The organism is Neobacillus sp. BF23-41, from assembly GCF_041106275.1.
The window spans coordinates 1-14,704 of record NZ_JBGBPR010000049.1 but is presented as its reverse complement, the minus strand read 5'-3'; the positions used below and the strand labels follow the sequence as shown (position 1 = coordinate 14,704).

Here is a 14,704-nt window from a genome sequence, read left to right as displayed (position 1 = left end):
TCCCGCCCATGGTATAAATGACGTTTTTGCTTTTTACACCAGATAGCTGAACAAGTCCCACGTTTTGAGAGTAGGTTTATAGTACATATCAGTTAAAAAACATTGCTGTAATAGCATTTCAAGGTGATAAATTATCCAACATATTTTAAAGTGTCCTACATTTTCTTAACATTTTAATGATAACCGAAGATTTTAATATTATCAAATAAAAAAGGACGAGCTATTATTCAGCATCGTCCTGGATGAGAACGGATATGAAATTGAAGATGCTGATCAATTAACTTACTAATGGGGGGGATTTCCCCCTCATTCTTACTAAAGAAAGCGAGAATAACATGAGCAGCATAGTTGAGTTAGATACCCACCTTAGAGAGAAGCAGTATAAAGAATTCTATTAGGGACATCCATGCTTAGCAAATGAAACAAATTTTCTACATACCAAGAAATACAGCAGGGATTTTCGAAAAGAGTACACAGCATCATGGATCAAATTATTAAGCAATCATATCAAAAAGGGGGATTAGGTAAATGACTACATTTTTAGTGTTTTTCTCAATTTTTACTTTTGCAATGGGTTTGTATTTTGGAATGGATAAATCCAATAGTTTAGAGGATTAAAGGGGGAAAAGTAATGAATACTTTTTAATCAAAATGAGAATGATAACATTAATTCTGTGAAAATACATGTGGGAGGCAAGCCAATGAGTGGAAAAAAAACGAGTGAAGAAGAATGTAAAAAACTATACGATCTGGCTGAAAACGCTCGGAGAGATTGGCAAACTAAACACGCTGCTTCATGCAAAGTAGAGGGAGAACATTCACCAGATTGTCAGAATGCTTACAATGATTATCAAACTAAATTGAGTAAATGGGCTGCAGATTGTAGTAAGCCGTAGATTAATAAAGAAGTTTTGGACTATGAACTGCCGAGTATGTTTGGCGGTTTTTCTTTTTTTAATAAATAATTTAATTACGTATTTGCCAATTCGAAATAAATAGCTAAAATATAGCATATAAACGAAAATAAAATTATTTTAAAAAATTTCACAAAACCTATTTACGGTAGACTAATATGTTGGTATATTAAAGAGTGGAACGCAAATATAACGAACCTATTATTAGGTTTCGCCTGCTTTTTATAGCTTATATTCAATTTTTGATGTTCTTTGGCAAATTAATAATATTAAACTCTTAATACATAGTATACAGCAATATTTCTAGTTTACAAGTTTTTTTATAAATAAATTTAATGAGGTGAAACAGATGATTTCAAAACAACTTAAAACGTCTGGAGAGTCATTAGATATTAATCTGGATAGTGTAATCCAATTTAAGGTGTATTTATATTAAACGGAAGTAAAACAACGTGAATCAACGCTGAATGAGTCTGAAAGATTAAAAAAAAGCTCATTATGAGCCTCCAAGGTAGTTAATATATATCTATTTTTTTAACCTTTAAGAAATTTTCAATCCCATTTTCAGCAGAACCTATCTTTCGAACAATGTATCCTTAAGGATCGACTGTTTCAATATTTCCTTCTAACTGTTGTTCAAGCATGTCACATAGCATACCAGATGCTCTGCATAGATTGTCTATTACGTTTAATAACTGAATTTCTGTAACCCCTGAATTTGTTATGGTGATTCCGTGTGTAGCATGATAATAAATACGATTAAGCTTTCGGTCTAACTCTTTGATGTCCTCAACAGTAAATTTATCTTTTAAATTAGCCATATAAAAGCATATACCTCCTAAGAAAGAATATTTACAGCTTAATTTTATTCGAAGGGAGTGGGTTAAAGAATACAATGGCATGTTTCTTAACATGGAATTAATAATAACTAAATAAAAGTAGAATAAAGTTTACAAGGTTCTCTAGATTTAACCTGGATAGAGTAATACAGTTTTAGGTGAATTTGTATTAGTTTAACTTAAATCAAAGTGAATCAATGATAGGAAAGCCAGATAACGTCCTTGATTAATGGATATACCTAACCAAATAAAATTTATTAATTGATTTTTATTAACAAATGTTGATTTAATGCGTGTTTGAGGAATTCGTTAATCACCTACTAAGGAGGGTAAGGCGTTATAAAAATGTATGGTTTAGAAAAGTGGTTTGAAACCTAGAGCCTCAAGGGGTCGAAACTCGACATATGGTATTTGTGGTTATTATTTTTTTGCGCTTACTTTTATAGGCATTGAAAGGGGGTGATCAAAGTGTATTCAGGATATGAAGTGAGAAGTAATTGATTCAAATATTAAAAGAGAAGGGGATGAAAATAAAATTCATTGCAAAGAAATTAGATTGGAATTATCAAAACCTAGTTAACTTTAAAAATGGTAATCTTAAGTTTAGTCAAGTTAGGCTTGAAGAATTATACCTCTTTTTATATAAATTGATTTCATTATAAAAAGGTGTCATTTGGAACCAAAAAACAACCGAATAGGTGTCATTTGGAACTAAATAAAAAAAGTGCCTTTGTCCTTAGAGCCACAAAGGATACAGCCGTTTTTTATTGATTTCGTCCTTCTATATCTAGAATTTAAACTTGAGGTTACAACTAGAAAACTAATCACAATTGTACATTATCGAATAAGAAATAAATTAAATTTCAAGTGGCTAAATGGAACCTTAGTGGAATTTAGACGCTTAACCAAACTAATTCCGTGCACTTTGGAATTTGTGCGGTAGTGTTCTTTGAAAACTAAATGAGTAAAGGAGAAAAGTGTAATGAAGAAAAGAAAATTTATGGACATGGAAACTGGTGAGGTTGTTGTTGGAGCAATAATTCCAACAGGGGTGGGTGTTAATTACAAACTGACTGATTTACGACAGGTCGATGCTCATAGACGTTTGACTGAAAAAGGTGCTGAAATGCAAAAGTTTAATGAATCTGTTGGTAGTAGTTATACATTTACATTACGTGAAAGTGTTAATGCATTATTTTCTAATGGATTATTCAATGATACTGAAAGAGTAGCAATTATGTATATCGGTAGCTTTGTTGATTATGATGGATTCCTTATGACAAATAATAACATATCCATGGATAAGAAGCTGTTGAGTAAGTATGTAAAGATTACAGGGAAATACAATGCTTTCAATAACTTCTATAAGAAATTAATTGAAACAGGATTCTTATCTAAAGAGAATGGTGGTTTAAAGTGGGATAAAAAACTTTGTTTTAAAGGGAAACCGCAATTACACGGTAACAAGATAAATAACTGCTATAGAACTTATGATCAAACATTACAAGAATTGTATGAAGGTAATAAACCTAAATCATTGTCTGTCATATTCAGATTACTGCCATATGTCAATAAGTTCACTAATGAATTATGTAAGGTAGTTGAAATACCAACTTATTCAGCAGATGATTTGTATTCACCTCAAGAAGTTGCTGAACTGTTAGGTATTTCTGATGCAATGGATAAGAAAAACTTTGTACGAAGGGCATTAACTATTAAAATTGGGAATGAATTCGTGTTCATGGTTAGCAAAGTTGGTAAGGTCGCAAAAGTAACTATTAATCCTAAGTTAGTTTGGATGAATGGAACTGCACCAGATTGCACCTTGTTAAACCTTTTTGAATTAGCAAATATACGTATTTCATCTTAATCGAAATTATACAGTTGAAAAAGTCATTCACATATTGATTTTACTACATATACAGAATACATAGGCTTGCAGCCCACTTCCCTTAAGTTCGGGGAAGTTACCCGCCTTGCCTTTCAAACGATAAAGCTATGAATCTTGAGTTTTCATTATGGTTTAATCGTAAAGATAAAGAAAAGCATGATCAATTATTAAAGGAAATTTATTTTACAAAAATACAACTTGAATTAAATACAGATGACATGAAAAAGGAGATCGAAGGGTTGAAGAATTTAAAGAATTAAGTGGGTAACTATTTATTATTACCCACTGTTTCAAATTCACTTCTAATAAGTTTTGTGAATTCACGTAAAGTATTTATTACTTCAATACAAAACTCTTCGTTAAACATAAATTCAAAGTTTTTCACATCTACATTTTTTAGTTGTTGATGTGCTGCTTTATGTTTTTTGTTATTTTCATCATATTCACCAGCATTGTGAACAAATGAATTTCTAATTTGATTGTAATGCTGTATCTTTGTCCAATTTGGAGTTTGAAAGGGTGAGGATACTCCAATTACTTTTGAAATGTATATTTTCGATCTTTCTAATCCTTGACCATTGATATCCTTGACTTCTAATTTTAGATCTAATTTCCTTTTAAAATGCTTACAAATTTCAATTAATAAATGTTCAAAAGAGAAGTAAGCTTGAAGAAAAAATGATTTTCTTACTATTTGAGGGTAATCATCTTTGTATTTCCAGTATTCATCGGACATGTAGTCGTAGTATTCTTGTTTCTGCTCTTCATTATATTCTTTAGCTTGTTCTTCAACATATTTTTCAAAGTTATCAAGATCTTTTGCCAAAGAATATTCCATATTTTTTATAAGATCTTCAAGTGTATCCATTTTGTAATCGAAAAGAAATTCAGCAAATCCAAGAATAGGTCTTCTGATCAAATATTATTCCTCCTTTATTGTTTGTACGATAATTGTAAAATGTATTTCAGTGAAATGGAATGAAAATATATATATTTATTATTCCTAGATAAACTAAAGTGTCAACTAAATGTAAGATGTAAAGAGGTGAAACAATGGATTTAATAAAAAATAGAAAAACGTTATGTATTCAATTGTTAACAAGGGAGAGCTGCCAAAGATAGAGATAGCAAAGCGTTGTGGAATTGTACGTCAAACTATTTATGATTGGTTAGATTATCCTGAATTTAAGACCGCACTAGACAGGCGATTACAGCATTCTTCTTTCCTTGTTATTTAAAGTTACTTTCAAAAAAACTAGTCAAAATAATAACTATTTGAACTAAAGGGTGCTTGAGTTCGAGAAAGCAAGGCTGCTGTTGCAGTCTTTTTCTTATTCGAATAACGAAGCAGGATTGTTGAGGAAGCAAGTAGCTATTATAGTAGGTAAAATCTTTCAACAGGACGAAAATCAAATAAGAATGATAAAATTTACTTTACATTTAGGAAATAGGATTATTAGAATTGAAATGCCAATTAGAGACGTTGAAATCGAAGCTACCTTGCCAATCGATCTTGAGGAATTGGTGTATAACGATAGAGAGAATATTAGCGGAATTTTGAAAGAGGCTTTAACTGACTAAACAAGAAAGTATACTATAAATAATTTTTAATCCAACTTTTAGTAAAGTTTAAAATTTCTCATAAACTTCAACGTTTTAATATGAAAAACAGACTGCATTAGAAGCGGTCTTTTTTTGTTTACTTGATTTAGCGGAATAACGCATTAAAGACATGTGGTGAATCAATCTTGTTATTATTCGATAGACTGTGTGAAACATACTAAGAAAGCCTTTTAAATGGCTTTTCTATCGTGTTTTCGACAGAATGAACGACAGATAATAAAAACACTACAAAGCTAGGATTTTCAAGGGTTTGAAGTATTATTAAACTGAATGACGATTCAATTTCGATAATCCTTAACGAATGTATGAATTTATTGAAAGAATTACATGGTTTTTATTGAACTAAACCAGCTAATAGTCGGTATACTTTTTTCAATAAAACTTAAAATATCTCATGCTATATTAAAATGTCATGACAAAAAAACTTCCACTTAAAATTATGGAAGCTTTTGTTTTTCTTAATTATGATAAATCTTAGAAAGGAGACTAAAATCGTACTAAATTAATAAAGTAGCTACAATTTAAAAAAAGATGTAAAGGGCAACATATCTTCAATATCATAAATTAATTTCAAAAAATCAAAATTACCTAATTCGTCTATGCCTCTATAATACCAAGATATCTCTGAAAGGTAATATGAATCTGAATTTTTGGAAGGCGCTAATTTATATAGATATTCTGTATAATTTCCAAGTCTTCTTTGATAAGAATCTAAAATGACTTTATCAGCAAAGTCTTTAGTGCGTTCATATGTAATATCATCATCACTAAATTCTGAATCCAATATAATGAACCGATTGTCTTGGTTAGGGCATGAAAATGCCTCAATAATGGATAAATCTTTCTCTTTATATGCTTCCTTTTCAAGTGATTCTCTAATTCCTAACTCAGAACCTCTAGGGATTTCAGTAAGTTCTAATAAAGCATTGAGTTGATTGTCAATTTGAATTTCAAGAAAGGGCTCAAGTGCCGTCTTAATATCATTAGCCAACCATTTGTCGGTAGAAAATATATATTCGTAGTCTGTAAGGTTAAATGAATCTAATGGGAACAATACTGAACAACTGTACTTTAACCACTTGTGAGGGTAAAGCAATTCCCCTTTTTTTATTGCAATAACCTCATAAAAATAATAATACTTTTGAATAAAATCTTCAGATAATAAAAGATACCGATCAGCTTCACCATCTTGCCTAAATATTCGTTTTCCTTCAAGTAATTTCTCCATATTACACCTCTCAATTTCCAATTTAAAGGCTAGAAAGTTCCCTTGTAAAATTTTTTTATTAATTCTTAATTCAACATGAATTAACCCCTTTCCTGCTATTGGAGATTTACCTTTACTCTTTTTTATCTTCACATCTTTTTATAACTTCTCTTCTTGCTTCAACTATTGAAGCAGGTTAGTGAAAGAACCTATCCGACGATTCATTTTCGATAAGGAATTCGTATTTTCAATAATTCCTTTCTTGCATTTTAGATTTTATATTAGCGTTCATTTTTAGAATGTTTTTTATGTAATTATTTATTCAACATAACATAAACTATGTTGAATAAAGATTTAATATATGATATTATTTAGATAGATAATTCAACATAGTTTATTGGAATACATAATATTTAAATTCAACATAGTTAATAGGAGGGGTGAATAATGAACTTAGTCGAGCAGTTTCATCAGTATTTAATAAATGATGATAAGAGCGAAAACACAATTAAAGGATATATCCAGAATGTAAATGGTTATCTAAAATGGTTTACTGAATCGAAGGATGTTAATTTTTCAAAGTTACACAGGGAAAACGTGAAGGAATATATTTCATTTCTTAAAACTATAAAGAAATCGAAACCCAAAACGATTAATACAAAAATTAATGCCTTAGTGAAGTTTAATGAGTATTTAGTGGAGAATAAGCAGCAAAAGGAAATGGTTATCACTAAAAAAGATTTTCAAAAAGTACAACAGCAATACGCTTCGTTAGCAAAGGTGGAACATAAAGACGTTGAAAAGTTCAGACAATTAATTTTAGAGAGTGGAAATAAGCGGAATTATTCCTTAGTCACGTTGTTGGCATATGGTGGATTAAGAATAAGTGAAGCACTAAATCTAAAAATGAATGATTTTAATTTAATCAGTCGTGAAATTATTGTAAAGGATGGAAAAGGAGATAAAACGAGGACTGTGTTCATGAATGATAAAGTTAAAGATGCTTTACGAGCATATCTAAAAGAACGTGGTGAAGTTGAAAGCGAAAATCTTTATATTAGTAATAGAGGAAAACAATTAGATCGTACAACAGTAAATAAGATCTTTAAAGATTTCTCAGAGAAATTAAAGAAGGATATTATTATTACCCCTCATGATTTAAGGCATTATTTTTGTAGTCATGCTATCACAAGGGGAATGAGTGTGCATGAAGTCGCAAATCAAGCAGGACATTCGAATATTCATACAACGTTACTTTATACAAACCCAAGTAAACAAGAATTAATTAATAAAATGAATGAACTATAAAAGGATAGCTTAAAAGCTATTTTTTTGTTTGCCTTATAGACTTCATATAAGTGTTTTACAGTCGGTTTAGCCCTCCTGTAGTTCTTGTCTCTTAAATAATCAAATAAGTCGTTAGAATGATTCGTAATAGGTGTAAGAACTTATTATAGAATATAAAACAGTAGTTTTATCTAGTAGGTAGTCCGGGGGTGGAAAAACATCCTGTGGAAAATTTCAAATCGCTATATAGATTGCAGCACACCTGACCACACAGAATGTTTATTCTCCAGACGACTCCTTATTATATAGCACCTTTGGACATTTATAAGCCAGAAACAGGCGAACCTCAAGGCAGCTAATGCATCATGGCAAGATCTCAACTCGTAACGTTATAAAACCTTATTAAAAAGAATTTTTCTTAAGGTTTAGAGGATTCATAAAATCTATTTTTGTAAACTCCTTTTATAAAAGTTTATATAATAATTTTATTGTTTTTGGTAACAAACAATTGTTTTCGGTTACCGATTCTTATAGGGCGAATACAATGCATAAACAGTATTTCCTCCAATGAAAGGAGTTCATGTAATGGATTATTCATCTTATTGTGATTGGTATATGAATCCATACAGACAGTACAAACCAGTTACTGCGTATACGCTTAGCACTCCTGTAAATGTTAATGGCGTAAACATAAATGTACCTCCGTATCAAGCATTGAATTACAAACCAAAGGGTGCTCAGTATGAATATGTTTATGTTCCAATTGCCCAATTCTCAAAAGTAGGAGCAAATGTAATGTGGGATGAAAATTCTCAAACTATAAATGTAATTAGTACTAACCCAACGACTATACCTCCAAAAAGAATGTCTATAGATATGTATATAGATGCATTACAAAGATCATTAGCTTGTTTTAGAAATGCTTTAGATGATGCGTCTACCTCTATATCACCTAAACTATCACCTGAGGATAAAGGAAATAAAGTTAGATATGATGGAGGAACTGTATTCGATGGTGTATGTTGGTTTCACCTTCCGAATGCTTCATCAAAAGATTATCATTTAACAATCGGGAAGTATTATCAACCTATGTATGATTCTGCTATGGGAGGAATGGAAGAATTAGCCGTTATAAATGATAATGGAGAAAGAATTTCTTTCGGTAGAAATCACTTATTTGACGTAGATTAGCCTCAGACTGCTCAGATTGGTTCAAATTTAACTGGGGCTTTAGCATAACAATAATTGGACTACTGTTTCGGTAGTTGTTTTTGTTATCGTTATTAAGTAAAGGGGCAATTTAGTTTAACTACTCTATCGGAAGCTACACCTATTTGGTAACAAAATATCCACAGACTTAGGGACTATAATCATTTATTATTATTTAAAAGAGCCTGAAGGTGATAAACATGGAAAGAACTCCAATTAATTTTCAAGGAAAAGATTACATTCTTCTTTTTAAATACGAATCTGGTTATTGTGAAATTGTGAAAGAAGGAGAGCGGAATCATCAAATTTTATTAGTGCATTTCTCTGAAATAAAGCATAATCCCAAGAAACATATAAAGAAGTAACTAGGAGGAATGAGGGCTGTCATCGGGGCAGCTTTTTTTACTTGTTCCACTAACGGTGCAGGTTAGCTTAATAAGAAATATTATTTTTTTCTTCCAAGGTATGTGCCAAAATAAAGGTATATGTAAGGTCAATCTAGTTGTAAAAAGAGGAGAACAATAGAATGAGCGTTGTATTTTTAAAGGTGTTTTTTGCCTTGATAGGGTGTTTGTTCATTTTTCTCACAAAAAAAATAGATGATGAATTCATTAGGCAAACAAAGATTCTGTATTATTTGAGGCATGGATACCAACTTTTCCTGCAAGGGTAACAAGATGGCTAATGTATATAATTGGGGCATTTTTAATTTTTCTAGGTATTTTAATAAAAGAGTAATAACTAACAAGCACATCCTTATTGAACTAAAGGGTGCTTGAGTTAAAGATCAGAGCTGTCATTGAGGCAGCTTTTCTTGTTTCACTAACGAAGCAGGTTAATTGAATAAGGATGCAGAAGCTAGTTATGAACGTAACCAAAACGAGGTGAAGTATGGAGCTAGAAGAGATTATTGAAAAGTGCTTTGAATCTGCAATAGATTATGGAGTTTCAGCATATGAAGTAGTAGTTAATTCCAGAAAAACAAATAAGCTATATGATAGAAAATACAAAAATTTCAAAATCCTAAAGAATCATCCAAAAGGCATAGAATCATTATATCGTTTATTAGAACATTCCCATATGTATGTAAGATATACCGCTGCAATACATTTACTCTCCGTCAATGAAAAAAAGGCGAAAGAAGTTATTTTGGAAGTTGCAACTTTGTCAAAGGACTTAGAGTTTGACTCATATTATCTTTTACAAGAGTGGGACAATGGTAATTTAAAGGACTATTATAATTAATTCGTCCTAATGACCTTGTTCACTAACGGGTGCTTGAGTTTAACAAGGGGTGTTGCTGCGGCGATCCTTTTTCTTGTTCAACTAACGAAGCAGGTTACTTGAAGAAGGATTCCAGGATGGTACTACCGAATTGTATGGTTAGATGTTGATATAAAGGGTGAGTTAAATGGATAAATATAACCGATTATTTGACCTGAAGAGATATAAAGATGAGGAAGATATTTGTTTTTCAATTAATAGGGATTTAGAGGAAAACGCATATTATTTGTCACAATCTCTATGTTCGAGAGTGAAATATATCGGTAAGGCTTATCAATTACACTATATCCCTATGATTGATATTTATGGGGATGTCAAATTTAATAAAACTCAAGTATTCTCACTAATTGACGAATTGCTTTTTATAAAATCTGTTGTAAATGACTCGGTAATTGATTACTTCATTCCTTCTTTAATTGAACTCCTTGAAAAAATAACTCATAGTCAAGACGAGGATACCTTATGGATTATGGGGAATTAATTTATCTCGTTTCTTTTTAAACAAACGAGATAAATGTTGAAGATATAGCTGCCAAAATGATGGCTTTTCTTTCTGAAGTAACGGGGCAGAATATTTAAGAAGCAAAAAGTTATACAAAGCAAAATAGATTACTTATAAAGTTCTACAACAAGCGGAGGTTGAAGTTCATTATGGACCCAAGGAAAGTGTTTTTAATTGAACTACACGAAATAATTAAAAATAGCTCAGAGATACGAAATCAACTTACAGACCCATCCGAGGATAACATTGTATGGGATGAGTTTAAGTTGTGCGATGAAGAAGTAAATGGTTTAAAAAATTATAATTTTGATGATGTAGTCTTATCAGCAATTGAAAAAACGGTCAGAGATGCTATTCTAGGGGCATTCCACGATGCTTTAGCACTATTGGACGCTGTAAGAGACCCAGAAATCGTTGAGGTTGATGAGACTTGGCTGGGATTAACACTAAGTGAGCCCAATGAGGATGAAGAGAACGAAGAATTTCTGCACGATGAGATTTATGGTGCTTATTGGGATTGGTTGGAACAGAGAAATAAAGATGAAATTTAATAATTAATAATCACGCTTTGCTCACAATAGTTTGTGAAATATTGTACTTACGCTAACGGGTGCGTTTATGAAAGAAAAAGGTTGGCAGTTAAGGGTTTTCTGTCGTAAAGGGGCTTAATAAGTATGACAAAACTTAAATTTATCTTCCATACAGAACCAGATGAAGTTTTACCTGAACTGTTTGATAATGATTTAGTTGATATAGATTTTTGGTGTCGATTAGATATTCATATAAATGGTCAGTCATTTTTTAAAAATTTTTCACCGTCTTATTACGGTGATTCCGAGTTTACTGAGTATTATATCAATAAGAGTGGGATTAGTGTTCCTGTATTCCCTTTTATTCATTCTCTATTAGCTGCTCCTAAAATGTTGAAAGTGAACAAACAATATTTTTTACAAGATGACCAAACCAGTATACAGCTTTGTGTTCTTTTGGAGGAAAAAAAGGACCTAGTTTCTATAGCATCCTGTGTTGGAGATTGGGAAGAAGATAAGTATTATTGGTATGATGGAAAAAAGCTCTGCTTTCAAAAAGAAATGCCCAATACTGAATATAATTCTATGAAATATGACGATTTTAAAGAAGGATGTATCGAAAGTGTAGAAATGTATATCGAATCTTTATTAAGAAAATACCCCGAAATTAATAAATATCCCTACTTTCCAAATATCTCTAAATAAAGATTCTTGTTCAACTAACGGGTGCTTTAGTGAAACAAACTAAATGAAAGTTAAAGCTTGAGGACGTAAACCATATACTAGTACAGACCTTTTGAAATAATAATTGGAGAAAATAGATTATGACACTTTTATATGTAGGAATTAGTTGCATTATTGTTGGATTTGGTTTAAGTTCACTTAGTTTTTATGAAGTTAAAGATGGTGTAAAATTTATATTTGAAGAGCGAAGTAAGATAGACAAGGTAGCCTTTTTCTTTACCATATTTGAATATGTAACAGGGATATTTTTGTTTGGAATACTACTCATATTGTTTGGCATATTTGCTATAGTAATGAATTTTTTTTGATACTGGCTTGTTTAACTAACGGGTGCAATAGTTAAAGATGATGATCGCTGCGGCGGTCTTTTTTCTTGTTGAACTAACGATGCAGAATAGTTTAATTGGAACTTAGATATAAATCTTTGTGTCAATATAGTTGTTTATACCTTTCATAATATAGTGGGCTTGCATTAAATATATTTTAAGCTATTTATGAGAGGGAGTGCAGCAAAATTGGCTATTATCGTGGTTCCTAAAGATGCACCTACAATACAATCTGCCGTAATTGATGCAATGTCAGATGATTTAATCTTTGTGAAAAAAGGGAATTACAATGAAAGTGTGGATATAATAGGGAAATCTATTGCAATTATTGCAGAAAAAGGGGCTATTCTTGATGGGGAAAATTCGTTATTGTATGGATTTAGAGTTGCTAATTCAAATATAGAAATTAAAGGATTTAAAATACAAAACTACTTGGAATACGGTATAAAACAAGAGGGTTTTTCACAAATAGCATCATATATCGAAAATACTATTCAAAATATAGGCAAGGATGGAATAACCATTGTTAACAACAGCGATTCACTTTGTGTGATTTGGAAAAACAAAATAAGAAAAATTTCAGAGAATGGTATAAATATTCAAAACGCTTTTGCAACAAATGTCTTAATTATTCAAAATGCCATTGAGGATGTGCTGAATAATGGGATAAATGTTACTTCCTTTGAGAGAGCTGGAACAATTTTTGAAAACATTATCCGTAAAGTTGGAAATGAAGGAATTGTTTTTCAGTTTATAAATAGTGCGGCGGTTTTAGGCAATAAAATTTCGCATGCAAGACAAAATGGAATTTCAACAAATGGACAAGGATATATTTTATCTAAAAATGACACTAAATATAATGGAAGTAATGGATTAGAAGTAAATGGGGCATTTGATGGAATCAATTACATTGAAGAAAACACCTCGTCCGATAACAAAAAAGATGGAATTAGTATAAACCAAGACAACAATTTCATCATCAGAAATAAAGCTAAAGATAACGGTGATGACGGAATAGATTTAAACTCCAATAATAATGAAGTCGTGGAGAATTTTGTATGTAATAATGGAGATAAAGACATTGAAAATAATGGAGTGAACAATCAATTTTTTAGGAATGAAGTTTGTGATGATAGTATCCTCGATGCCCATGACCACCATCATCATGAAAGCAGTGACGAAAGCAGTAGTTAACATTTGAATAAGTATGATAAGACCGTTTCCTACTTAAAGAGGCGGTCTTTTTTTGGACAAGGTGTACCCATAAAAGTTCTGCCATAAGTTATTTTTGCTGTGTCCGCAGCCGTTATAAACACAAGTTCCTTATTCAGCTAACGGGTGCTTTAGTTACACAACGAGATCGTCAAAAGCGGTCTCATTTTTATGGAACTAAAGGAGCAGGTTAGTGTAAGAAGAACAGTGGTATTATCGTAAAGTCAATATATAACGGGGGATAAAAAATGAAAAACACTTATGAAATCTTATTTGATGAATATGTTCAGGAACTCGATAAAGCTGTTACGTTTGAAGAAGACAAATTAGATTCTATAAGAGAAAAAATGTTAAGTGAAGGTAAATCACAAGAAGAAATTGAGAATTTTATTATGGAAAGATTTGACCCTATATGTTGTGCAGGTCGAGTTATAGCTGTTTTTAGGAAATATTGGTTAAATTGCAATGAGTTAAATATATATAACGAAAAAAATGGGGTCAATGGATATGTTAATCCCAAAGACTTTACAGTTGATTGGTTATCGAACGATGGAGACCCTTACGAATTATTCGGTCTAATAAGTGGAATGCCATACTACCCAATTGGAATTGATGAAAACGGCGAGTATTGTTAATGTTCTTGTTCAACTAACGGGTGCAAGAGTTAAAGATCGGGATGGCTGCGGCGATCCCTATTTCTTGTTGTACTAACGGGGCAGGTTAGGTGAAGAAGGAATTGTTCTAAAACAAGTCGAATTTATTAATTTTAAAAAAATAAGGAGACTACATTTTGAAACCCCTGAGTATGTTAGTTGAAAAGCATTTACATCGGTGTAGATAGGAGGGATTGGAATTGTGAGAAAATCATTATTTATTTCTACCATAGTAATGGTGTATTTAATTGTAAGCGGTTGTAGTTACAATTCTGTAAAGAAAATTAAAGCAGATTATTTTGATATTGGCTTAGGACAGAGTTTATACAGTGGAAATAATAAAGTGGAGCAGGAAACTGTTCAGTCACTTGTTGATGCATACAATCAAATTGAATATATTGGACAAACCAACCAACAAATTAATTATGAAAAGGCAATAACTATAACATTTATCTATAATGACCAAATTTCAGGCACTTTAGT

16 protein-coding genes are annotated in these 14,704 nt (G+C 31.3%); 13 read left to right on the top strand and 3 right to left on the bottom strand.

Annotated features, from left to right (window positions below):
* Positions 1-701: 701 nt before the first annotated feature.
* Positions 702-896: a hypothetical protein gene (locus tag AB7942_RS29100; RefSeq protein ID WP_369449561.1), complete on the top strand. Its 195-nt coding sequence runs from the start codon at positions 702-704 to the stop codon at positions 894-896.
* 614 nt (positions 897-1,510) lie between these two features.
* On the opposite strand, the gene AB7942_RS29095 is transcribed toward AB7942_RS29100, so the two are convergent.
* The gene (locus AB7942_RS29095; RefSeq protein ID WP_369449560.1) at positions 1,511-1,735 is read right to left on the bottom strand and encodes a hypothetical protein; all 225 of its coding nucleotides are present in this window, start codon (positions 1,733-1,735) and stop codon (positions 1,511-1,513) included.
* A gap of 1,000 nt (positions 1,736-2,735) precedes the next feature.
* On the opposite strand from AB7942_RS29095, the gene AB7942_RS29090 reads away from it, so the two are divergent.
* On the top strand, positions 2,736-3,623 hold the full coding sequence (locus AB7942_RS29090; protein ID WP_369449559.1) for a hypothetical protein: 888 nt from the start codon (positions 2,736-2,738) through the stop codon (positions 3,621-3,623).
* Between the two features lie 289 nt (positions 3,624-3,912).
* On the opposite strand, the gene AB7942_RS29085 is transcribed toward AB7942_RS29090, so the two are convergent.
* The gene (locus tag AB7942_RS29085; protein WP_369449558.1) at positions 3,913-4,563 is read right to left on the bottom strand and encodes a hypothetical protein; all 651 of its coding nucleotides are present in this window, start codon (positions 4,561-4,563) and stop codon (positions 3,913-3,915) included.
* A 437-nt stretch (positions 4,564-5,000) separates the two neighbouring features.
* Between AB7942_RS29085 and AB7942_RS29080 the strand changes: the two genes are divergently transcribed.
* On the top strand, positions 5,001-5,225 hold the full coding sequence (locus AB7942_RS29080) for a hypothetical protein (protein ID WP_369449557.1): 225 nt from the start codon (positions 5,001-5,003) through the stop codon (positions 5,223-5,225).
* A gap of 556 nt (positions 5,226-5,781) precedes the next feature.
* Here the strand turns inward: AB7942_RS29080 and AB7942_RS29075 are convergent.
* Entirely contained in the window at positions 5,782-6,627 is an 846-nt protein-coding gene (locus tag AB7942_RS29075) for a hypothetical protein (RefSeq protein WP_369449556.1), read from the bottom strand.
* Between the two features lie 294 nt (positions 6,628-6,921).
* Between AB7942_RS29075 and AB7942_RS29070 the strand changes: the two genes are divergently transcribed.
* From AB7942_RS29070 to AB7942_RS29025, 10 genes are all read left to right on the top strand, one after another.
* Positions 6,922-7,782: a tyrosine-type recombinase/integrase gene (locus tag AB7942_RS29070; protein ID WP_369449555.1), complete on the top strand. Its 861-nt coding sequence runs from the start codon at positions 6,922-6,924 to the stop codon at positions 7,780-7,782.
* 564 nt (positions 7,783-8,346) lie between these two features.
* Entirely contained in the window at positions 8,347-8,952 is a 606-nt protein-coding gene (locus tag AB7942_RS29065; protein WP_369449554.1) for a hypothetical protein, read from the top strand.
* Between the two features lie 909 nt (positions 8,953-9,861).
* Positions 9,862-10,215, top strand: coding sequence for a hypothetical protein (locus AB7942_RS29060; protein WP_369449553.1), 354 nt, complete (start codon positions 9,862-9,864; stop codon positions 10,213-10,215).
* 166 nt (positions 10,216-10,381) lie between these two features.
* Positions 10,382-10,735 carry a hypothetical protein gene (locus AB7942_RS29055; protein WP_369449552.1) on the top strand — a complete coding sequence of 118 codons (354 nt, stop codon included), beginning with the start codon at positions 10,382-10,384 and terminating at the stop codon, positions 10,733-10,735.
* 170 nt (positions 10,736-10,905) lie between these two features.
* Positions 10,906-11,307: a hypothetical protein gene (locus AB7942_RS29050; protein WP_369449551.1), complete on the top strand. Its 402-nt coding sequence runs from the start codon at positions 10,906-10,908 to the stop codon at positions 11,305-11,307.
* Positions 11,308-11,430: 123 nt separating this feature from the next.
* Entirely contained in the window at positions 11,431-11,991 is a 561-nt protein-coding gene (locus tag AB7942_RS29045) for a hypothetical protein (RefSeq protein ID WP_369449550.1), read from the top strand.
* A 119-nt stretch (positions 11,992-12,110) separates the two neighbouring features.
* The gene (locus AB7942_RS29040; RefSeq protein WP_369449549.1) at positions 12,111-12,338 is read left to right on the top strand and encodes a hypothetical protein; all 228 of its coding nucleotides are present in this window, start codon (positions 12,111-12,113) and stop codon (positions 12,336-12,338) included.
* A gap of 207 nt (positions 12,339-12,545) precedes the next feature.
* Positions 12,546-13,550 carry a right-handed parallel beta-helix repeat-containing protein gene (locus AB7942_RS29035; protein ID WP_369449548.1) on the top strand — a complete coding sequence of 335 codons (1,005 nt, stop codon included), beginning with the start codon at positions 12,546-12,548 and terminating at the stop codon, positions 13,548-13,550.
* Between the two features lie 266 nt (positions 13,551-13,816).
* Positions 13,817-14,203 (top strand): hypothetical protein, encoded by a 387-nt coding sequence (locus AB7942_RS29030; protein ID WP_369449547.1) that lies wholly within the window; start codon positions 13,817-13,819, stop codon positions 14,201-14,203.
* A gap of 220 nt (positions 14,204-14,423) precedes the next feature.
* Positions 14,424-14,704, top strand: a 281-nt coding sequence (locus AB7942_RS29025; protein ID WP_369449546.1) for a hypothetical protein, incomplete at its 3' end; no start/stop codon positions are given.